Raw genomic sequence first — 18879 nt, 5'->3', positions numbered from 1 at the left:
CTCGTAAAGAACGCCCCGCGCCGACCGGCCGCTGCGTCAGGTCGCTGCCGGCGCCAGCAATCCGATGGCGACCGAAGACGCCGTCCCTGCCGGTTCCATCTCGCGGGTCAGCGGCCGCGGCGTGTGGCGGACCGATCCGTCGAGATGGGCGCCCGGCTCGACCGTCAGCACATCGTGCAGAAGTTCGCCCTCGACCCGCGCGCCGGCCTTCAGATGCGTGTTACGCGACTGCAGGATGCCGCTCGCGCGGCCGCGGATGGTCAGCACGTCGGCGACGATCTCGCCCTCGACGGACGCCGCCTCGCCGATCACGACCGCCTTGCCGCGCACTTTTCCCTCGATGCGGCCATCGATCTGGATGTCGCTCTCGGACGTGATCGTCCCCTGCACGACGAGATCCGCGCCGATCAGCGATGGCGGCCCCGCCGGTGGGTTCGATTGCCTCATAGCCTATGCCCGCTTTCGCGCTTTCGGGCCGAGCGTAGTGAAATTGCGGCGGCGGCGCATGCGGATTGTGACCCAAGGTCCTGCGTCACGGTCGCTTCATGGGGACGATGCGATGTCCGGCAAAGCGCCTGTTTAAGCGGCAGTTCCGTTACGGCCTCCGGTTGCTAGGGCGCGGCGGCCGCGCGTCCAAGGCGCAGACGGCCGGCGACATGCGTGGCCCGATGCGGCGCGTTCAGCTTGCCGGTAACGCTCGCAACATAGTCGCGCGTCTCCTTCGGCAACTCGCCTTCGCCGCGCAGATGCGCCTCCAGCCGGCCGGGCCCGCCATTATAGGCCGCGAACATCTCGGGAAACCCGTACTTGCCGTGCAGCCAGCGCAGATAGGCGGTGCCGGCGAACACGTTGTCGCGCGGATCGTAGGGATCGTCGCCCAACCCATATTGGGCGCGCATCTCCTCATAGGTGCCGGGCATCACCTGCATCATGCCGACCGCGCCGGCCCGCGAGGTGATGGGGCGATCCTGTGCCAGCACGGTTCGCCCGCCGCTTTCGACCTGCATCACCGCGCGGATCCAGTCCGCCGGAACGCCGAAGCGGCGCGAGGCTTCCGCGATCAGCGGATTCCAGCGGCCGATAAGCGCGCTCGCGCTCATCGCTTCTTCGCGGGCGAACACGCCGCCGACCGGCGGCGGCGCCGCTTCGCCGACCATCTGCGTGATCACGTTCACGACATAGGTCATCGGGCCGCGCGTCTTGTGCGGCAGGGCCAGGAAGACCGCCATCGGAATGAAGGCGAAGGCCAGGGCCAGGTGAAGCAGGGAGGAAAACCAATCGCGCATGACGGGGCGTGCGCGAACGTCGTTGTGCATGGGGAACCTTCTCGCGAACTGTGCGTTGACGGGGACGGCGAGGCCATCGGCTTCGCCGGATGCCTTGGCTTGCGCTCAAAGGCCCGCGCGCTCATGCGCGCAGGCGGGCAAATGGCCCGGCAACGAAGTTGCGTCAAGAGGCTTGAGCGAAGTTGCGTCGGGTTCCCGCGGGAACCGGCGCCCGCCCGACGTCGCGCGATGTTTTTTCCGTTTCAGCGCGCTGAGGTTTTCAGAAGTTCCGCGAGATGATCCTGCCACAGCGCCGCCCAGGTGTGCGTGCCGTGGCCATGCGTCTGGTCGCTGATCGGAATCAAGACGAACTGCGCATGCGCGATATTCTTGACGTCGCGCTCCGCGATGCCGAGCTCCGGCGGATTGATGAAATCGTCGGCCGAATTCACCCACATCACCGGCGCCTTGATGAGGCCGAGTCTGGCCTCGGGATGGTAGTTGCGCGAGGACTCCACCTGATAAAGAAGATCGTTGGCGTCCAGCGTCGCGAGGTTCCTGTCGATGACCTTGGCGAGATAGGCGTCGACCGCGTCGCGCGTCGGATAGGTCTTCTGCGCCAGAAGCGGCGCGGTGCCGGCGATCACCAGGAAATCGGCCGCCGTGCGCAAACCCGCGAGCGGCTGGCTCTTGTATTCGCCGCCCTCCCACGCCGGATCGGTCTTGATCCCGTCGATGATCATCTTGCGCCACATCCGGTTGCGGCCCGCGATCTCGACCGGCAGGCAGGCCAGCGGCATCAGCGCGTCCATGAAATCGGGATAGGTCTCGCCCCACACGAAATTCTGCATGCAGCCCATCGACGTCCCCATCAGCAGACGCAGATGCGCGATGCGCAGCCCCTCGGTGAGCAGCAGATGGTCGGCCTTCACCATGTCGTCATAGTCGTAATGCGGAAACCGCGCATGCAGTCCGTCGCTCGGCTTGGAGGATTTGCCGTGCCCGATGCCGTCGCGCAGGATGATGAAATATTTCGCCGGATCGAGCAGTCCGCCCGGCACGAACAGCACATTGGCGAATTGCGGCGCCAGGAACTGATGCCCGTCGCCGCCCGTGCCGTGCAGGATCAGCACCGCATTGGTCACGCGCCCTTTGGCGTCGCGCTTCGGCGTGCCGAGCGTCGTGTAGTGCAGGCGCAGGTCCTTCAGCGTCTCGCCGGAGGCGAAGGTGAAATCGTGCACCGTGAAATCGGCTTCGTGCGGCGCGAGCGCCGGCGGCGCATCCGCCGCCATCGCGCGGACGGGGGCGGCGGCGAATAGCGCGGCTGCGAGAACGGTCAGCAGACGGAACATCGAAAACTCCTTCGTTGCGCGAACGCTAAGGCGGGAGCGTCGCGGCATCTTGTAGGAATATCCTGTCATGTTATCCGGTTTGCCGGCATCAGGAAGTCGTCGACCGGCAGCGACTGTCCGCGCAGGAAGTGACCGTCCTCTGCGAACCAGCGGATCTGCACGCGCGGTGCATGGGCTTCGAGCCGCCGCCGGATGCCCGGCGAATCCGCCATCGCGTCCTTGCCGCCCAGGATCGCCAGCGCCTTGATGGTGCCCAGCAGCGCGCGCGTCGTATCGATCCCGCCGGTGACGATCACCTTCAGGCGCGCCCGCTCCTCGTCATGGATCGCGGCGATGCGCACGCGCTGGTCGTCCGCCGGCCGCCCTTTTCACCGCCGCCAGCAGGACGTTGGTCATCCGGCTGGCGGCGTCCTTGCCGATGGCGTCGATATCGACCACGCTCGATATCTCGATATGGCGATGACGCTTCACCGCCGGCCCCTCCAGCGCCTCGGCGCTTCGGCCGGTCAGCGTTTCGAGGTCGCCGCCGGAGCGGTCGAAACGGGCGGTCGGCCGCGGAATCGGTGCTAAGAAAGTCCGGAAAAAAGGGGAGAAACGCATGAACGGCGCGGAAAGCCTGGTGCGCACGCTGGCGGCCTCGGGCATCGAGGTCTGCTTCGCCAATCCCGGCACCTCGGAGATGCATTTCGTCGCCGCGCTCGACCGGGTGGAGGGCATCCGCGCGGTGCTCGGCCTGTTCGAAGGCGCGGTGACCGGCATGGCCGACGGCTATGGCCGCATGGCGGAGAAGCCGGCCTGCACCCTCCTGCATCTGGGGCCGGGCCTCGCCAACGGCCTCGCCAATCTGCACAACGCCCGCCGCGCCGCGACGCCGGTGGTGAACATCGTCGGCGATCACGCGACCTATCACGCGCAATACGACGCGCCGCTCGCGTCCGACATCGCGGGCTTCGCAAGGCCCGTCTCGGCCTGGGTGCAGTCCTCGCCGAGCGCCTTGACCGTCGCCGCCGACGGCGCCCGCGCGGTGCAGGCGGCGCTGTCGCCGCCGGGCCAGATCGCGACGCTCATCCTGCCCGCCGACACGGCGTGGAACGAAGCCGAAGGCGAAGCGCCCGCGCTGCCGCGTCCCTATCCGTCCCCCGTTTCCGACGAAGCGGTCTATCGTTCTGTCTCGGCGCTCAAGAACGGCAAGAAGACGACGATCCTGATCCGCGGGCTCGCCCTGAAAGAGCGCGGCCTCGCCGCCGCCGGCCGCATCGCGGCCAAGTCCGATGCGCGCCTCGCCTGCGACACCTTCGCGCCGCGGCTGCAGCGCGGCGCCGGCCGCGTCGCGGTCGCGCGCATTCCCTATTTCGCCGAGCAGATCGTCGAATTCTTCGCCGACACCGAGCAGCTCGTCCTCGTCGGCGCCAAGCCGCCGGTCTCCTTCTTCGCCTATCCGGGCAAGCCGAGCTGGGGTCTGCCGCAAGGCTGCGTCATCCACTATCTCGCCCATCCCGGCGAGGACGGCACGCAGGCGCTGGAAGCGGTCGCGGAAGCCCTCGGCGCGCCGGCCGCGCCGGCCTATGTCGCGCCGCTCAAGCGGCCCGACGGCATCGCCGACAAGTTCGACCAGTACACCATCGGCCAGGTCATCGCCCGCCATCTGCCCGAAGGCGCGATCGTTTCGGACGAGGGCGCCACCTCGGGCGCCGGCACCGCGCTCGCCACCGCGACCGCGGCGCCGCACGATATTCTGAGCCTGACCGGCGGCTCCATCGGCCAGGGCATTCCCGTCGCCACCGGCGCGGCCGTCGGGGCGCCCGGCGCCAAGGTCGTCTGCATCCAGGGCGACGGCGGCGCGATGTACACGCTCCAGGCCCTGTGGACCCAGGCGCGGGAGAAACTGGACGTCACGACCGTGATCTTCGCCAACCGGTCCTATGCGATCCTCAACATCGAACTCGCCCGCGTCGGCGCCGGCAATCCGGGTCCAAAGGCGCTCTCGATGCTCGACCTGCACAATCCCGAGCTGGATTGGACGAAGCTCGCCGGCGGCCTGGGCGTCGAAGCCTCGCGCGCCGCGAACATCCGCGACTTTGAAAGCCAGTTCGCGGCGGCGATGCGCGGCAAGGGCCCGCGCCTGATCGAGGCGGTTCTGGGCTGAGACACTTTACGCGGGCCTCGCGGCCCGCTAGCAAAACACAACAGCGGGGGACTGCGATGGACAATCCGACGGGCGATCTGAGTTTCTGGCGCGAGGGTGCCAACGACCTGATGCCGATGGTGGTGGCGCTCCGGCGCGACCTCCACAAGCATCCCGAGCTCGGCCTCAACCTGCCCGAAACCACGCGCCGTGCCCGCGAGGCGCTTGCCGGCCTCGATGTCGAGATCGCCGACAGCAAGACCACCTCCAGCATGATCGTCACGCTGCGCGGCGCCCAGCAGGGCCCGACCATCCTGCTGCGCGGCGACATGGACGCGCTGCCCATGCCGGAGGACACCGATCTCGATTTCAAATCCGTCAACGAAGGCCGCATGCATGCCTGCGGCCACGATTCGCACACCGCCATGCTGGTCGGCGCGGTGCATCTTTTGCATCGCCATCGCGACCGCCTGAACGGCAACGTCAAATTCTTCTTCCAGACCGGCGAGGAAGGCTTTGCCGGCGCCCGCCATGTGATCGAGGAAGGCATGCTGGACGCCGCCCCCGCGCCGTCCGCCGCCTTCGCGATCCACATTTCGCCCAACATCCCGACCGGCGTCATCGCTTCGCGTCCCGGCCCGCTGATGGCGGCGACCGACACGATCGAGATCGCGATCACCGGCAAGGGCGGCCACGCCTCGCAGCCGCATTACACGCTGGACCCGATCCCGACGGCCTGCGAGATCGTGATCGCGCTGCAGACGCTGGTGACGCGCCGCATCGACGCGTTCGATCCGGTGGTGCTCTCGATCACCAAGATCGAAAGCGGCACGACCGGCAACGTCGTGCCTGAAAGCGCCAAGCTGCTCGGCACGCTTCGCAGCTTCTCGGAAAGGAGCCGCGCCGCCGCCCGCGAAGGCATCGTCCGCATCGCGGAGAACATCGCCAGGGCGCATGATATCGAGGCGACGGTGACGCTGACGCAGGGCTATCCCGTCACCGTCAACGACGACAAATTCGTCGCCTTCGCGCACGGCGTCGTCACCGACCTGTTCGGCGAGCGCGGCTTCGCCCGCCTGCCGGCGCCGGTCATGGGCGCCGAGGATTTCTCCTATGTGCTCCAGAAGATGCCGGGCGCGATGGTGTTCCTGGGCGTGGCGCCGCACGGCGTCTCCGCCCACCATGCCCATGCCTGTCATTCCAACCGCATGATGATGGACGAGGCGGCGATGGCGAACGGCGTCGCGCTGCACGCCGCGATCGCCGACCGGTTTCTAGGGGGAGCATGACGATGGAAAATCCCGCGCTCGAAGCGCATGAGCACATGGAGCATGCCGAGCACGCCTCGCACGAGCACGATCCCTTCATCTCGCGGGTCGCGATCACCGTCGCCGTCCTCGCGGTCCTGACCGCGGTCGCCGGCAGCCTGGAGACGATGGAGGGCGAAGGCTCGCTCGCCGCGACCAGCGAGGCCGTGCTGCAGCAGGACCGCGCCACCGATTCGTGGAACGAGTTCCAGGCCGACAGCATCAAGAAGCACGTCTACGGCATCGCGGCGCGGAACGCTCCGGCCGGCAGCGCCGACGGCGCGTTCTTCAAGAAGCAGTCGAAGGACTATGGCGACACCCAGGCCAAGCTGCGCGAGAAGGCCGAGGACAACGAGAAGGACCGCGACCGCCTTCTTGCCGCCAGCGCCGCCCATGAGGAGCGCCACAGATGGCTGACCGGCGCCGCCACGCTGTTCGAGATCGGCATTGCCATGTCGACCGTTGCGATCATCACGCACAAGAACTGGCTGTGGTCCGCCGCGATGGCGTTCGGCGCGATCGGCATCGCGCTGCTCGGCGCGGCTTACGCGCTGTAGTGTCTGCTCGCAATTCCAAATAAAAAACGGTGTCATGGCCCGCAAATGCGGGCCATGACAATTTTTGAATTGGCCGGCGCGCATTGGGCCTACCGCATTACGCGAAGTTTAGGGGATCGCCGCGCTCCGGCCATTGTCCCCGCCGCACGCGCGCGACAATAGTCCGGACGCTTTGAATTGGGGGACATCGCCATGGCATCCGCCGCGCTCGCCAAGCTTGCAGAAATCCGCGCCAGGCATCCGCTTCGCAACACCTATGCCGGCATCAGGGCCGAGATGGGCCAACTCGAAAAAGTCGCGCTGTGGATCACCGATCACGTCGGCACCATGACCTTCTTCCTCGCGATCGTGGTGTGGACGGTCTTCTGGCTCGGCTGGAACCTGCTGGCGCCGCCGTCGCTGCAATTCGACCCGCCGATGGGCTTCGTGTTCTGGCTGTTCATCTCCAACCTGATCCAGATCATGCTGATGCCGCTCCTGATGATCGGGCAGAACATCCAGGGCCGCGCCTCCGAGGCGCGCGCCGAGCACGACCTGGAGGTGAACATCAAGGCGGAAGGGGAGGTCGAGCTGATCCTGCATCACCTGGAGCGGCAGAACGAGATGCTGCTCGCCATGCTGCAGAAGCAGGGCATCAAGCTCGACGAAATCCTGGCGCAGAACTGACGCGGCCGCTATTCGCCCGGATGGGTGCGGGCGCGGCGCGCCTGCATGGCGATGCCGAAGGGGATCGACATCAGATAGATCGCCATCGCCACTGTCGCCGTCACCCAGGGCCAGGTGAACATGAAGCCCGCCAACAGGCCGACGAAGCCCCACACCAGCACGCGGTGGCGGCGCGCCGGGCGCATGTATTTGATCGACGGCGTCGGCAGCCGGCTCACCATCAGGCTGGCGGAGAGCGCGATCATCACGCCGCTGACGATCGGCGCGCGGAAAATCTCGCCGCCGCCCTGGAAGCTCAGGAGCATCGGCAGCATCACGAGACCGGCGGCGGCCGGCGTCGGCAGGCCGGTGAAATAGGGATGGCGCGAGGACGCGCCCTCGTCGCGCACGCTCTGCACGTTGAAGCGGGCCAGGCGGATGGCGGAGCAGACGCAGAAGATCAGCGCCGCGATCCAGCCCGCATTGCCCATGCGCTCCAGGCTCCACATATAGATCAGAACGCCCGGCGCGACGCCGAAGCTGACGAGGTCGGCGAGCGAATCGAGCTGCGCCCCGAACGAGGTGTCGGCGCCCAGGAAGCGCGCCGCGCGCCCGTCCAGCATGTCGAACACCATCGCGAAGATGATGGCGATAACCGCGGCGCTCCAATCGGCCTCGATGGCGAATTTGATGGCGGTGATGCCGCTGCACAGGCCCAGCAGCGTCAGCACGCTGGGCACGACGCGGCCGACTGAAAGCTCTTCCAGCCTTTCGGCCATGCGCCGACGATGAAGTCTATGGTGCGCCAATAGGTTAACCTACCCTTGCAATTCGGCGAGCACGGTCTCGCCGGCCTTTGTCACAGAACCGTCTTGTATCACGATCTTGGCATCCGGTGGCAAATAGACGTCCAGCCGGCTGCCGAAGCGGATCATGCCGTAGCGCATCCCCCGCCGGACGGCCTCGTCCTGTTTAACGTCGCAGACGATCCGGCGTGCCACCAGGCCGGCGATCTGCACCACGACAAGGTCCCTGCTCGGATCGGTTGCACCCGCCGGCCGCACCCGCGCCGACATCCGTTCGTTGTGCACGCTCGCCTTGTCGAAGGAGGCGTTGAAGAACCGTCCCGGCCGGTAGGCGAGCGCGACGACCGTGCCGCTCAGCGGCATGCGGTTCACATGCACGTTGAAGACGTTCATGAAGATCGACAGCCGGCGGCGCGGCTCGGGCCCAAGGCCCAGTTCCTCCGGCGGAACGGCCTCTACGATCGGCAGCAGCTTGCCGTCGGCGGGGCTGACGATCCGCGCCTCGCCCGGCGGCGGCGTGCGTTCGGGATCGCGGAAGAAGGCGACGCACCACAGCGTCAGCGGCAGGAACGCCGCCGCGGCCCAGGGCGAAAACGTCCAGAGCAGGAGATTGGCCACCGCGAAAATCGCGATGAACGGCCAGCCTTCGCGATGGATGGGAATGCGCAAGGAGACGGTCCTCATGCAAAGCGCCGCGATGGTAACGCGCGCGCAAAGAAAAAGGGCGGCGCCGGAGCACCGCCCTGTTCCATGGATCGGGACCAGGCTTAAGCGCGGCCGCCCGAGAACGGGAAGGAGCCGAACGCGCCGGCCTTCACATTGCCGCTCAGGCTGTCGCCTTCGACCTTGCCGCTGAACTCCAGCGTCATCGGCATGGGCGAGGTGATCGACACCGCCCAGGAGATGGTGTTGCCGTCGACCTTGCCGTTGGCGATCGCCATGGAGCCCTGCGCGGCGGCCTGCGTGCCCGTCAGCGTGGCGCCTTCGGCTTTGAGATCGAGCGTCGCCTTCTGCGCGCCCATCGGTGAATTGATCGTGATGTTCCACTTGCCATCGACGGACATATCGTCCTCCCTTGTATCGAAGGCCTGCATCTAAGAGAGACGCGGGGGCCGAGGCAAGGCTTAAGGTGACGTCCACGTCACGAAATTTCGGCCGCGGCGAGAATTCCCGTTTGAGATCAGTTCCCTACGCCGCGGCGAGCGGCACCGTCAAAGAGCTGCGCCCGACGGTCGACCGCGTCAGTTCGTGGCGCTTTGCGAACAGGCCCGCCGGATCGCGCGTCTGGTCGCGCGAAGTCTCCCACACGCCGTGGCTCGCGTAATAGGTCAGCAGAAGTAGCCGCCCGGCGCCGTCGCGCACGTCCTCGGCCGTGGCCTCGGCGGTGAAGAGCCCGAAGATCTCGGTGTCGTAGCTGCCTTCGAAGTTCTCCCAGGCGCGGTTCGACAGCGCCACGAAATCCGCCACGCTGTCGGCGTCGACGGTGAACCAGCGATGCACATAAATGCCGCCGCTCCTGAGGCGCTTGTCGTCCGCCGGCCGCACCGTCGGCGTCAGCTTCTGCGGATGAATCGCCGCGACGCCGGGCGCCGTGTCGATCTCGCGCAGCCGGTCGCGCCGCGCGTCCGGCCAGCGCAGCAGGATCGCCGCCTCGTTCGAGGCGAAGCCGAGCTGCCCCTGGAACAGTCCCAGCACCTCGCCGCCATCCGCTGCGATGGCGGGTGCCGCGACGTCCCGCACATGCGCGGCGAAATCCGCCCAGGCCTTGCGCCCGCGCATCAGCGTGAAGGTCAGGTAGTCGTAATGCGCCGGCATGACCGTCAGTTCTCCAGCATCACCTTGCACTGGTGCGACGGCTTGCGCAGCGCCTCGAAGGCGGCGGGCAGGGCGTCCAGGTCGACGATGTCGGTGATCATGTGCTCGACGTCGACGCGGTCGGACGCGATCATCGCGATGACGTAGTCGAAATCCGCCGGGCGATAGCCCAGCACGAACTGGATCGCGATCTCCTTCACGATGCCGATCAGCGGCATGATCGTGTCGGGCTTCTGGCAGACGCCGGCGACCAGGATGCGCCCGCCGCGCGGCGCCTCCGCCATCGCGCTCATCAGAAGCCCTGGCGCGCCGACGCATTCGAAGATCACGTCCGGTGCCTTGCCGGCGATCTTCATCACTTGCGGCGTCAGCGGCTGGTCCGGATCGATCGCGTCGGTGGCGCCGAAGCGCGCCGCCATTTTCTTCCGCACATCCGCCTTCTCGCTCACGATCACATGCCGCGCGCCCAGGAACTTGGCCCACAGCATCACCGCGAGCCCGACCGGCCCCGCGCCGATCACCAGCACCGTCGCGCCGCGCTCCAGCTTCGCCATGTCGACGGCGTGCAGGCCGACGGCAAGCGGCTCGACCATCGCGCCCTCGCGGAACGATACGCTGTCGGGAAGGCGATAGCCGCTGCTCGCGCCGATCCGCACATACTCCGCATAGGCGCCCGGGCTCTGGCCGAGACCGACGGGAATGAGTTTCGGGCAGGCGCTGCTCAGCGACAGCGACAGGCACGGCGAATGCTCGCCGCAGCAGATCACCGGAAAGCCCGCGACACGGTCGCCTGTCTTCCACAGATGGGTGACGGCCTTGCCGGCCTCCATCACCTCGCCGGCGAATTCATGTCCCATCACCGCTCCGCCCGGCAGCGGCATGATCGTGCCGGCTTCGGTCATGTGCAGGTCGGAGCCGCAGATGCCGCAGGTCTTCACGCGCAGGACGATGTCGTGCGGCCCCGGCACCGGGTCGGCGATGGTCTCCACGACCAGCGGCTTGGCGATTTCCTGGAACACGGCGGCGCGCATGGGGACCCCAAAGCATTTCGAGCGGCGGCACGTTATGCCATGTTCCGGTTGAGGCAAACGGGAGGGCGCAGCGATGGACACTTACGCTACGGCACGATCGATGCTCGCCGATCTGGCGGCGAAGAAGGTCTCGGCCCGCGAACTGCTGGATGCGCATCTGGCGCGCAACGATGCGGTCGCGCCGAAGATCAACGCCGTCATCGAAACCGATATCGCACGCGCGAAGACGGACGCTGCCGCGATCGACGCGGCCCGCGCGAAAGGCGCGGCGCCGGGCGCGCTCGCCGGCCTGCCGATGACGATCAAGGACGGCTTCGACGTCCAGAACATGCCTGCCACCGCGGGCGCGCCGCAGTTCAAGGACCGCGCCAAGGATTGCGCCGACGCGGCGCTGGTCGCCAAAACGCGCGCCGCCGGCGCGGTGATCTGGGGCAAGACCAACGTCCCCTTCATGCTCGGCGACTACCAGACCTTCAACGTCCTCCACGGCACCACGAACAATCCCTACGATCTCACGAAAGTCCCCGGCGGCTCGTCGGGCGGCGCCGGCGCGGCGCTCGCCACCGGCGTGACGCCGCTGGAGATCGGCTCGGACATCGGCGGCTCGCTGCGCCATCCGGCGAATTATTGCGGCGTGACGGCCTTGAAACCGACCTGGGGCGTGCTCGACGGCCGCGGCCATGTCCCGCCGGATCCCGCCGCCTATTACGAATGCGACATCGGCGTCTACGGCCCGATGGCGCGCAACGCCGGCGATCTCAAGCTGTTGTGGAGCGTGCTGCGCGGCACGCCCGAACAAGCGCGCCGCGATGTGAAAGGCGCCCGCGTCGCGGTGTGGGATGAGGAAGCCTCCTGGCCGCTGGCCCGCGACGTGCGCGACGGCGTGAACCGCGCCGCCGCCGCGCTCGAAAAATCCGGCGCGCATGTCGAGCGCGCCAAGCCCGACATCGACGGCCAGGCGCTGCTCGAAACCTATCTGGCGATCCTGGTGCCGATCGTCTCGGTCGAGTATCCGGACGCGCTGCTGGCGGCGTTCGAGGCGATGCGCGAGGCCGACCGCAAGCTTGTCGCCGAGGGCGGCGAAGGCGCCGACATCGCCCTGTCGCGCCTGCTCGCCGTGCCGACCTATCGCGAACACGTCGCGGCGCTGGTGCGCCGCCAGGCGCTGAAAGACAAGCTCGCGAAATTCTTCGAACGCTACGACGCGGTCGTCATGCCCATCGGCATGGTGCCGCCCTTCGCCCATCAGCAGGAGCCGGGATTCAACGAACGCGTCCTCGACGTCGACGGGACGACCGTGCCGTACCGCTTCATGCTCAACTGGATTTCGCCCGCTTCCGCGCTGCACGCGCCGGCGCTTGCGGTGCCGGCTGGGCAAACGGCGCAGGGCCTCCCCGTCGGCGTGCAGATCATGGGCCCGTGGCACGGCGAGGATCGCCTGTTCGATTTTGCCGCTGCCGTTGAGGAAGACCTCGGCGGCTTCGCGCCGCCGCCGCTTTGACGTTGGGGAAATGGCGACTCGCACCCGCGCCTATGGCATAAGGCCCTCAGAGATATACCGGGGAAACGACCATGGCGATCAAACTCAAAAACGGAATCTTTCTCGCGCCCTTCCATCCGGTCGACGAGGATCCGACGCTCTGCATCCAGCGCGACCTGGAGCTGATCGAGCATCTGGATCGCCTGGGCTACGAAGAAGCCTGGATCGGTGAGCATCACTCCGCCGGCTACGAGATCATCGCCAGTCCCGAAGTCTTCATCGCCGCCGCGGCGGAGCGCACCAAGCGCATCATGCTCGGCTCGGGCGTGATTTCGCTCCCCTATCACAATCCGCTGATGACCGCGAACCGCGTCATCCAGCTCGATCATCAGACGCGCGGCCGCTTCATGCTCGGCGTCGGTCCGGGCCTTCTGCCGTCGGACGCTTTCTCGATGGGGATCGAGCCTTCGACCCAGCGCGACCGCATGGTCGAGGCGATCGAGGTGATCCTGCGCCTCTTCAAGGGCGAGCGCGTCACGCACAAATCCGACTGGTTCACGCTGGTCGACGCGACCTGCCAGCTCAAGCCCTATACCTGGCCGCATCCCGAAGTGGCGGTGGCGTCGTCGGTCACGCCCTCGGGCGGCAAGCTCGCCGGCCGTCACGGCTTCGGCATGCTTTGCGTGGCGGCGACCCAGGCCGGCGGCTATGACGCGCTCGGCATCAACTGGAAGATCGCCAACGACACCGCCGCCGAGCACGGCAAGACGATGGACCCGCAGCGCCTGCGCCTGGTCGGTCCCGTGCACATCGCCGAGACCCGCGAACAGGCGTTCGAGAACGTGAAGTTCGGCCTCGCCAAATGGCAGAGCTATTTCGGCGGCATCAGCGCGGTCGCGGGCCGCGAGGCGACCGAGGCGCGCTCGGTGGAGAAGCTGGTCGAGGACGGCCAGCTCGTCATCGGCACGCCCGACGACGCCATCGCGCAGATCCGCCGGCTTCAGGCCAAGCAGGGCGAGTTCGGCGTCTTCCTCCAGCTCGCGCACAATTGGGCGAATTTCGACGCGACCAAGAAGTCCTACGAACTCTGGCAGCGCCACGTCACGCCGGTGATCAACGGCGCCAACGAAAAGCGCGAAGAGGCTTTCGCCTGGGCCCGCGACAACAAGGAGCGCTTCATCGGCGCCGCGATGAGCGCGGCGATGCAGACGATCCAGAAGCATCACGAGGCCGAAGCCAAGAAGGCGACCAAGGCGGCGGAGTAAGGAATCCCGTACCCTCCCGTTGATGGGGTCCGTAGCGACAGCGTACGGACGCGGAGCGTAGCGGAGCAGGGGTCGAAAAATGCGGAGCATTTTTCGGGGAGGGGGTCTGTCGCAGGCGCCGTTCTGCTGACATACGCGGGCGCAAGGTTGCGCTATATTGCGAAGCGCGGTCTTACGGAGCGTGTCCCATGAGCAAGGCGCTGGTCGTCATCGACGTGCAGAAGGGCATGTGGGAGCATCCCGACTATCCGCCCCATGACGGCGACGGCGTGGTCGCGCGCATCGCCGAATTGATCGGCAAGGCCCGCGCCGCCGGCGTTCCGGTGCTGTATGTCCAGCATCACGCGCTGGGCGAGCCGGGCCATCCGCTGATGCCGGGAAAGCCCGGATTTGCCTTCCACGACGCCGTCGCGCCCGCGCCGGGAGACGATGTGACGGTGAAGCACAATTCCAGCGCCTTCCACGGCACCGATTTCGACGCCAAGCTGAAGGCGGCCGGCATCGATCATCTGGTGATCGCCGGCATGCAGTCGGAATATTGCGTGGATTCCGCGATCCGCGGCGCCCATGAGCGCGGCTACACGGTGACCTTGGTTGCCGACGCGCACGCGACCGGCGACACGCGCGTGGCGAAGGCGAAAGACATCGTCGCGATCCAGAACGACACCATGGCCGGCGATTTCGCCGACGTGATCCCGACGGCGATGGTGACTTTCGCATAGCGATCTATGGCGCAACCCGTTTCCTCCCCCGTTGTTGCGGGGGAGGGGGACCGCGAAGCGGTGGAGGGGGCCGACTGGGCAGATGCTCTCCGCGCTGGCCCCCTCGTCCGTACGCTGGCGCTACGGACCGCTCCGCTCGGCACCTCCCCCGTAAACACGGGGGAGGAAAGCAATTCAGAGCTTCACCCCACCACTGCAGATCGCATCCACCGCCTGCGGCGTCAGCGGCTCATAGCGCCCCGTCGCCGGATCGAGCCAATAGAGCGGATCACGGATCGCCTTCAGATCGAACCCTTCCTGCACCAAATCGACCTTGCGCTGCTTGAACGTGCCGGTGATCTCCAGCTCCGGCAACAGCCGGACGAACACGGGGCGCGCATAGCCGGGCAGATTTCCGGCCAGCGCCTCGGCCAGCTTGCCGATATCGAAGCCCTCGCCGGTCACCAGCGCCGCCATGCCGGCGCGGCCGTCGGCGCCGGGCACCGCGACGCCATAGACATTGGCCTCCTTGACGCCGCGCACCACGCCCAGCGCCTCCGACACTTCGCTGGTCGCGACGTTCTCGCCCTTCCAGCGGAAGGTGTCGCCGATCCGGTCGACGAAATAGTAGTAGCCCAGCCGGTCGTGCCGCATCAGGTCGCCGGTGCGGAACCAGGAATCGCCCTTCGCGAACACGTCGTGCAGCACCTTCTTCTGGGTGTCGGCCGCCTTGGTGTAGCCGTCGAAGGTCTTGCCGGGCTCGTTCTCGATTTTGCCGACGGTCTCGCCGACCTCGTTGTCGGCGCATTCGATGCAGAACCCGTCGGGCCCGCGCACCGGCATCTCGTGCTCGATGTCGAACTTCACGATCCGCGTCTCGATGATGGAGCGCATATAGGGCGGCACCCGCCCGACCGCGCCGACCGTGCCGTCATAGTTCAGCATCGAGACATTGCCCTCGGTGGCGCCGTAGAACTCGATGATCTTCGGGATCGCGAAGCGTTCGCGGAAATTCTTCCAGATTTCGGGCCGAAGCCCGTTGCCGGTGATGGCGCGGATGGCGTGGTCGCGCTCATGCGGCCGCGCCGGCGCGTTCAAGAGATAGCGGCACAGCTCGCCGATATATTGGAACAGCGTGGCGCGATAGCGGTGCACGTCGTCCCAGAACTCATGCACGGAAAGCTTGCGCTTCAGGATGACCGATCCGCCGGTCAGCAGCGCCGGCCCGATGGCGCACACCCCGCCCGCCGAATGATAGAGCGGCAGCACGTTGTACATCCGGTCGGTCGCCTTGGCGTTCAGCCCGCTGGCGAAGCCATGCATCATGAACAGCATGCGCAGATGGGTGAAGTTCGACGCCTTGGGCAGCCCCGTGGTGCCGGACGTATAGATGTAGAACGCCTTGTCCTTGGCAGTGACGCCGTCGCGCCAGGCCTTGTCGGCGGGCCCGGCCGGCTGGGCCGCCAGCGCGGCATCGAAGTCTTCGCATCCGGCCGCGGCACCACCGGCGCTCCAGGCCTTGGGCGCCGGCGCGATCTGCGGCGCGGCTTCGGCGAAGGTCTCGGCCAGCTCGGCGCCGACGATCGCGTGCTTCGCCTCGGCGATGGCGATGGAATGGGCGAGGGGCTGGCCCCGCAAATTCGTGTTGATCAGCGCGGTCACCGCGCCCACCTTCAACAGGCCCAGCCAGGTCGCGACATATTCCGGCCGGTTCTCCATCAGGAGGGCGACCGCGTCGCCGCGTCCGATGCCGCACGCCCGTGCCCAATGCGCTACGCGATCCGCATAGGCGTCCAGTTGCCCATAGGTCATGGTGCGGTCGAGGTAGTAGAACGCGACCGCGTCCGGCGTCGCCTTCGCCTGTTTCTTGACGATGTCGACGATGGTGTGCGGGCTGTCCGGCTTGACGTCGCGCAGCGACCACAGCGTCCTGGCGATCGTGGTTATATAAGTGGCTTCGCGCGCGACGGCGTCGGCAAGTCCCATGGGATCCGTGATAGGCGGGATGACGGTTTCAAGACCAGGATATGGTTAGCCGGTAAACGATTGCGAGACTATGACCGAGCCGCTCGACCTCAGAGGCCTGAAGTGTCCGCTGCCAGCCCTGATGGTGCGCCGCGCCCTGGCCCGTGCCGCGCCCGGCGCGGAGATCGCGCTGCTGGCCGACGATCCGCTCGCGCATATCGACATCCCGCATATGTGCCGCCAGGAAGGCTACGCGGTCGTTTCGAGCGAACGCGACGGCGCTGTCGTCAGGCTGGTGGTGCGCCGGCCCTGATATTTGATGCGTTCCCCGCGCAGCCAGCTTGTCATGCCCGCGAAGGCGGGCATCCAGAGACTGGGAGCGTTGCCAAACCTGGATTCCCGCTTTCGCGGGAATGACAATCTGGAATTGTCCCATCAAAGACGAAATCGCTTCAATGTGCCGGCGGCGGCGGCGCGGCTTGCGGGCCGAGCCGCGCGATCACGTCCGACGCCTGCAGCGCATGCGGGTCCTGCTTCGCCTGTTCGGGCGTCAGCAGGATGATCTCGGCATAGGCTTCGTAGCGCGTCGTCGGGAAGGCGGTGTCGTGCCAGTAGGGATCCCAGGGATCGTAGCGCCAGCTATGCCAATAGCCGCCGAAGCCCGGACCCCAGCCCCAGCCGGGCGCGAAGTCGGTGTGATAGGTGGTCTTGGATTCGGTGTCGCGGGTGTCGAATTCGAACCAGGAATAGCCCGCATCGCGCGTCACCTCGGCCGATCGCAGCAGCAGGTAGTTCTCCACCATGTCGCGCCTGGTCAGGGAATTGCCGTTGAACGTCACGCGATAGCGGTTCTCGGCCAGGCGCTGGTCCGCATAGCCGTTGCCGCGGTCGCTCGTCGCCGGCGCATAGGGCGTCGGCGTGGCGCAGGCGGCGAGGCCCAGAAGCACGAAGGGAACAGCTAGGGCTTTGAATTTCATTATTATTCTCCTGCCGCCATCTGTAAAACACGATCCTATACCCAAAAGTTCCGGCGCGGCGTGCTCGCGTAAGTTTCACTTTATAACTGACCGGTCAGTTATTAATGTGGAAATATGGACACCCACGAACAGCGCTGGAGTCGCCGCAAACAGGCCCGTCCGGCCGAAATCCTCGACGCGGCGCTGAAAGTGTTCGCCGCCAAGGGCTATGCCGCGGCCCGGATGGACGACATCGCGCGCGAGGCCGGCGTGACCAAGGGCACGATCTATCTCTACTTCGAGAACAAGGAGGCGGTGTTCAAATCGCTGGTGCGCGAATCGATCGGCACCACGATCGGCGCCGTCGCCGGCCAGATCGCCGGCCATGACGGCCCGGCGCGCGACCTCCTGCGCTTCGCGCTCGCCGCGATGGCGACGCTTCTCATGAACAGCGACCGCGTGGTGCTGCCCAAGATCATCATCGCGGAGAGCGGCAATTTCCCCGAACTCGCGCGCTTCTACCGGTTCGAGATCATCGAGACGGGTCTTGCGGCGCTGTCCTCGGTGATCGAAAGCGGCATGGCGCGGGGCGAATTCCGCCGCGCCCCGGTGAATCATGTGATCCGCATCTGCGTCGCGCCGGTGCTCCTGGGCGCGGTGTGGCGCTCGACCTTCGCGGTCTTCGATCCGGAGCCCTACGACTATCAGGGCCTGATCGAAACCCATCTCGACGTCCTGTTCCGCGGCCTCGCGCCGGAAGGAGCCACGCCATGAAACGCGCGCTGACCCTTGCCCTGTTGCTGCTGCTCGCGGCCTGCGGGCGTGGCGACGAGGGCAAGGCCTGGCTCGGCTATGTCGAAGGCGAAAACGCCTTCATCGCCGCGCCGCAGGCCGGTTGGGTCGCGCAGGTCGCGGTCCGGCGCGGCGACGCGGTGAAGGCCGGCGATCTTCTCTTCACGCTCGACGACACCAACCAGGCCTCGGCCCGCGACCAGGCGAACGCCGCGATCGGCATGGCGCAAGGCCAGCTCACCGCCGCCAGGGCCAATCTGGTGCTGGCGCAGAAACAGCTCGCGCGCCAGGCGAACCTGCTCGCCGAACAGGCGGGCACGAAACAGGCCTATGACGTCGCCAAGGCGAGCTACGATTCCGCCGCCGCGCAGGTGGCGCAGATCGAGGCGCAGATCGCCCAGGCCCGCGCCTCGCTGACCGGCGCCGCCTATCAGCTTTCCGAGCGCGGCGTGGTCTCGCGCACCACCGGGCGGGTCGAGGACGTCTACTTCCGCACCGGGGAATATGCCCCGGCGATGACGCCGGTCGTCTCCGTCCTGCCGCCGCAGAACGTCTTCGTCCGCTTCTTCGTGCCGGAAAGCGAGCTTGCGCGGGTCAAGCTCGGCCAGCGCGTCGCGATCTCCTGCGACGGCTGCACGCATGCCATCGCCGCGACGATCACCTTCATCGCGAGCCAGGAGGAGTTCACGCCGCCGGTGATCTTTTCCATCGGCAGCCGGGAGAAGCTGGTCTTCAAGCTGGAGGCGCGCGTCCCCGGCGGCATCAGGCTCAACCCCGGCCAGCCGGTCGACGTCAGGCCGCTGTGATGATGCTCTCC

General features: G+C 67.0%; 22 protein-coding genes. 10 read left to right on the top strand and 12 right to left on the bottom strand.

What is annotated here, in order from left to right; genetic code table 11:
* Nucleotides 1–36 precede the first annotated feature (36 nt).
* The 5 genes from WDN01_16605 to WDN01_16585 all read right to left on the bottom strand — a co-directional run bounded on the left by WDN01_16605 (nt 37) and on the right by WDN01_16585 (nt 3262).
* A complete protein-coding gene (locus tag WDN01_16605; GenBank protein ID MEJ0027649.1) occupies nt 37–447 on the bottom strand; it encodes a polymer-forming cytoskeletal protein in 411 nt (136 codons plus the stop codon).
* A 164-nt stretch (nt 448–611) separates the two neighbouring features.
* On the bottom strand, nt 612–1316 hold the full coding sequence (locus WDN01_16600) for a lytic transglycosylase domain-containing protein (protein MEJ0027648.1): 705 nt from the start codon (nt 1314–1316) through the stop codon (nt 612–614).
* A 212-nt stretch (nt 1317–1528) separates the two neighbouring features.
* Nucleotides 1529–2617: an alpha/beta fold hydrolase gene (locus WDN01_16595; GenBank protein MEJ0027647.1), complete on the bottom strand. Its 1089-nt coding sequence runs from the start codon at nt 2615–2617 to the stop codon at nt 1529–1531.
* A gap of 65 nt (nt 2618–2682) precedes the next feature.
* Nucleotides 2683–2958: a hypothetical protein gene (locus WDN01_16590; protein MEJ0027646.1), complete on the bottom strand. Its 276-nt coding sequence runs from the start codon at nt 2956–2958 to the stop codon at nt 2683–2685.
* Nucleotides 2936–3262 (bottom strand): hypothetical protein, encoded by a 327-nt coding sequence (locus WDN01_16585; GenBank protein MEJ0027645.1) that lies wholly within the window; start codon nt 3260–3262, stop codon nt 2936–2938. The genes WDN01_16590 and WDN01_16585 overlap by 23 nt, the downstream gene beginning before the upstream one ends.
* Here WDN01_16585 and WDN01_16580 point away from each other — a divergent pair.
* From WDN01_16580 to WDN01_16565, 4 genes are all read left to right on the top strand, one after another.
* Nucleotides 3216–4763 carry an acetolactate synthase large subunit gene (locus tag WDN01_16580; protein MEJ0027644.1) on the top strand — a complete coding sequence of 516 codons (1548 nt, stop codon included), beginning with the start codon at nt 3216–3218 and terminating at the stop codon, nt 4761–4763. The two genes, WDN01_16585 and WDN01_16580, sit on opposite strands and share 47 nt — an antisense overlap.
* A gap of 56 nt (nt 4764–4819) precedes the next feature.
* Nucleotides 4820–6031 (top strand): M20 family metallopeptidase, encoded by a 1212-nt coding sequence (locus tag WDN01_16575; GenBank protein ID MEJ0027643.1) that lies wholly within the window; start codon nt 4820–4822, stop codon nt 6029–6031.
* Between the two features lie 2 nt (nt 6032–6033).
* Nucleotides 6034–6606 (top strand): DUF4337 family protein, encoded by a 573-nt coding sequence (locus WDN01_16570; protein ID MEJ0027642.1) that lies wholly within the window; start codon nt 6034–6036, stop codon nt 6604–6606.
* A gap of 192 nt (nt 6607–6798) precedes the next feature.
* Nucleotides 6799–7272 carry a DUF1003 domain-containing protein gene (locus WDN01_16565; GenBank protein ID MEJ0027641.1) on the top strand — a complete coding sequence of 158 codons (474 nt, stop codon included), beginning with the start codon at nt 6799–6801 and terminating at the stop codon, nt 7270–7272.
* Nucleotides 7273–7280: 8 nt separating this feature from the next.
* Here WDN01_16565 and pssA read toward each other — a convergent pair whose 3' ends face one another.
* From pssA to WDN01_16540, 5 genes are all read right to left on the bottom strand, one after another.
* Nucleotides 7281–8030 carry a CDP-diacylglycerol--serine O-phosphatidyltransferase gene (pssA, locus tag WDN01_16560; GenBank protein MEJ0027640.1) on the bottom strand — a complete coding sequence of 250 codons (750 nt, stop codon included), beginning with the start codon at nt 8028–8030 and terminating at the stop codon, nt 7281–7283.
* A gap of 39 nt (nt 8031–8069) precedes the next feature.
* Nucleotides 8070–8741, bottom strand: a complete 672-nt coding sequence (locus tag WDN01_16555; GenBank protein MEJ0027639.1) for a phosphatidylserine decarboxylase — start codon at nt 8739–8741, stop codon at nt 8070–8072.
* An 83-nt stretch (nt 8742–8824) separates the two neighbouring features.
* On the bottom strand, nt 8825–9121 hold the full coding sequence (locus WDN01_16550; GenBank protein MEJ0027638.1) for a hypothetical protein: 297 nt from the start codon (nt 9119–9121) through the stop codon (nt 8825–8827).
* A gap of 124 nt (nt 9122–9245) precedes the next feature.
* Entirely contained in the window at nt 9246–9872 is a 627-nt protein-coding gene (locus WDN01_16545) for a hypothetical protein (protein MEJ0027637.1), read from the bottom strand.
* Nucleotides 9873–9877: 5 nt separating this feature from the next.
* Nucleotides 9878–10903 carry an alcohol dehydrogenase catalytic domain-containing protein gene (locus WDN01_16540; protein ID MEJ0027636.1) on the bottom strand — a complete coding sequence of 342 codons (1026 nt, stop codon included), beginning with the start codon at nt 10901–10903 and terminating at the stop codon, nt 9878–9880.
* Between the two features lie 73 nt (nt 10904–10976).
* Between WDN01_16540 and WDN01_16535 the strand changes: the two genes are divergently transcribed.
* The 3 genes from WDN01_16535 to WDN01_16525 all read left to right on the top strand — a co-directional run bounded on the left by WDN01_16535 (nt 10977) and on the right by WDN01_16525 (nt 14370).
* Nucleotides 10977–12404, top strand: coding sequence for an amidase family protein (locus WDN01_16535; GenBank protein MEJ0027635.1), 1428 nt, complete (start codon nt 10977–10979; stop codon nt 12402–12404).
* Between the two features lie 71 nt (nt 12405–12475).
* Nucleotides 12476–13648: an LLM class flavin-dependent oxidoreductase gene (locus WDN01_16530; protein MEJ0027634.1), complete on the top strand. Its 1173-nt coding sequence runs from the start codon at nt 12476–12478 to the stop codon at nt 13646–13648.
* Nucleotides 13649–13836: 188 nt separating this feature from the next.
* Nucleotides 13837–14370, top strand: coding sequence for a cysteine hydrolase family protein (locus WDN01_16525; protein ID MEJ0027633.1), 534 nt, complete (start codon nt 13837–13839; stop codon nt 14368–14370).
* A gap of 174 nt (nt 14371–14544) precedes the next feature.
* On the opposite strand, the gene WDN01_16520 is transcribed toward WDN01_16525, so the two are convergent.
* Nucleotides 14545–16335: a long-chain-acyl-CoA synthetase gene (locus tag WDN01_16520; protein MEJ0027632.1), complete on the bottom strand. Its 1791-nt coding sequence runs from the start codon at nt 16333–16335 to the stop codon at nt 14545–14547.
* Nucleotides 16336–16405: 70 nt separating this feature from the next.
* On the opposite strand from WDN01_16520, the gene WDN01_16515 reads away from it, so the two are divergent.
* Nucleotides 16406–16627, top strand: a complete 222-nt coding sequence (locus WDN01_16515; protein MEJ0027631.1) for a sulfurtransferase TusA family protein — start codon at nt 16406–16408, stop codon at nt 16625–16627.
* Nucleotides 16628–16766: 139 nt separating this feature from the next.
* On the opposite strand, the gene WDN01_16510 is transcribed toward WDN01_16515, so the two are convergent.
* The gene (locus tag WDN01_16510; protein ID MEJ0027630.1) at nt 16767–17291 is read right to left on the bottom strand and encodes a hypothetical protein; all 525 of its coding nucleotides are present in this window, start codon (nt 17289–17291) and stop codon (nt 16767–16769) included.
* Nucleotides 17292–17405: 114 nt separating this feature from the next.
* Here WDN01_16510 and WDN01_16505 point away from each other — a divergent pair, with 114 nt between their 5' ends.
* Nucleotides 17406–18044 (top strand): TetR/AcrR family transcriptional regulator, encoded by a 639-nt coding sequence (locus WDN01_16505; GenBank protein ID MEJ0027629.1) that lies wholly within the window; start codon nt 17406–17408, stop codon nt 18042–18044.
* Nucleotides 18041–18868: an efflux RND transporter periplasmic adaptor subunit gene (locus tag WDN01_16500; GenBank protein ID MEJ0027628.1), complete on the top strand. Its 828-nt coding sequence runs from the start codon at nt 18041–18043 to the stop codon at nt 18866–18868. The genes WDN01_16505 and WDN01_16500 overlap by 4 nt, the downstream gene beginning before the upstream one ends.
* Nucleotides 18869–18879: the final 11 nt, after the last annotated feature.

The sequence above is a fragment of the Rhizomicrobium sp. genome, assembly GCA_037200985.1.
In the GTDB taxonomy this organism is placed as follows: Bacteria; Pseudomonadota; Alphaproteobacteria; order Micropepsales; family Micropepsaceae; genus Rhizomicrobium.
This window is presented reverse-complemented; position numbering and strand designations above follow the sequence as displayed.

Excerpts from the sequence above, each read along its gene's own strand:
- WDN01_16545 (MEJ0027637.1), bottom strand. The coding sequence starts at position 9,872 with ATGCCGGCGCATTACGACTACCTGACCTTCACGCTGATGCGCGGGCGC.
- WDN01_16565 (MEJ0027641.1), top strand. The coding sequence starts at position 6,799 with ATGGCATCCGCCGCGCTCGCCAAGCTTGCAGAAATCCGCGCCAGGCAT.
- WDN01_16500 (MEJ0027628.1), top strand. The coding sequence starts at position 18,041 with ATGAAACGCGCGCTGACCCTTGCCCTGTTGCTGCTGCTCGCGGCCTGC.
- WDN01_16530 (MEJ0027634.1), top strand. The coding sequence starts at position 12,476 with ATGGCGATCAAACTCAAAAACGGAATCTTTCTCGCGCCCTTCCATCCG.
- WDN01_16595 (MEJ0027647.1), bottom strand. The coding sequence starts at position 2,617 with ATGTTCCGTCTGCTGACCGTTCTCGCAGCCGCGCTATTCGCCGCCGCC.
- WDN01_16520 (MEJ0027632.1), bottom strand. The coding sequence starts at position 16,335 with ATGGGACTTGCCGACGCCGTCGCGCGCGAAGCCACTTATATAACCACG.
- WDN01_16525 (MEJ0027633.1), top strand. The coding sequence starts at position 13,837 with ATGAGCAAGGCGCTGGTCGTCATCGACGTGCAGAAGGGCATGTGGGAG.
- WDN01_16510 (MEJ0027630.1), bottom strand. The coding sequence starts at position 17,291 with ATGAAATTCAAAGCCCTAGCTGTTCCCTTCGTGCTTCTGGGCCTCGCC.
- WDN01_16605 (MEJ0027649.1), bottom strand. The coding sequence starts at position 447 with ATGAGGCAATCGAACCCACCGGCGGGGCCGCCATCGCTGATCGGCGCG.
- WDN01_16540 (MEJ0027636.1), bottom strand. The coding sequence starts at position 10,903 with ATGCGCGCCGCCGTGTTCCAGGAAATCGCCAAGCCGCTGGTCGTGGAG.
- WDN01_16580 (MEJ0027644.1), top strand. The coding sequence starts at position 3,216 with ATGAACGGCGCGGAAAGCCTGGTGCGCACGCTGGCGGCCTCGGGCATC.
- WDN01_16585 (MEJ0027645.1), bottom strand. The coding sequence starts at position 3,262 with ATGCCCGAGGCCGCCAGCGTGCGCACCAGGCTTTCCGCGCCGTTCATG.
- WDN01_16535 (MEJ0027635.1), top strand. The coding sequence starts at position 10,977 with ATGGACACTTACGCTACGGCACGATCGATGCTCGCCGATCTGGCGGCG.
- WDN01_16555 (MEJ0027639.1), bottom strand. The coding sequence starts at position 8,741 with ATGAGGACCGTCTCCTTGCGCATTCCCATCCATCGCGAAGGCTGGCCG.
- WDN01_16515 (MEJ0027631.1), top strand. The coding sequence starts at position 16,406 with ATGACCGAGCCGCTCGACCTCAGAGGCCTGAAGTGTCCGCTGCCAGCC.
- WDN01_16505 (MEJ0027629.1), top strand. The coding sequence starts at position 17,406 with ATGGACACCCACGAACAGCGCTGGAGTCGCCGCAAACAGGCCCGTCCG.
- WDN01_16575 (MEJ0027643.1), top strand. The coding sequence starts at position 4,820 with ATGGACAATCCGACGGGCGATCTGAGTTTCTGGCGCGAGGGTGCCAAC.
- pssA (MEJ0027640.1), bottom strand. The coding sequence starts at position 8,030 with ATGGCCGAAAGGCTGGAAGAGCTTTCAGTCGGCCGCGTCGTGCCCAGC.
- WDN01_16570 (MEJ0027642.1), top strand. The coding sequence starts at position 6,034 with ATGGAAAATCCCGCGCTCGAAGCGCATGAGCACATGGAGCATGCCGAG.
- WDN01_16600 (MEJ0027648.1), bottom strand. The coding sequence starts at position 1,316 with ATGCACAACGACGTTCGCGCACGCCCCGTCATGCGCGATTGGTTTTCC.
- WDN01_16550 (MEJ0027638.1), bottom strand. The coding sequence starts at position 9,121 with ATGTCCGTCGATGGCAAGTGGAACATCACGATCAATTCACCGATGGGC.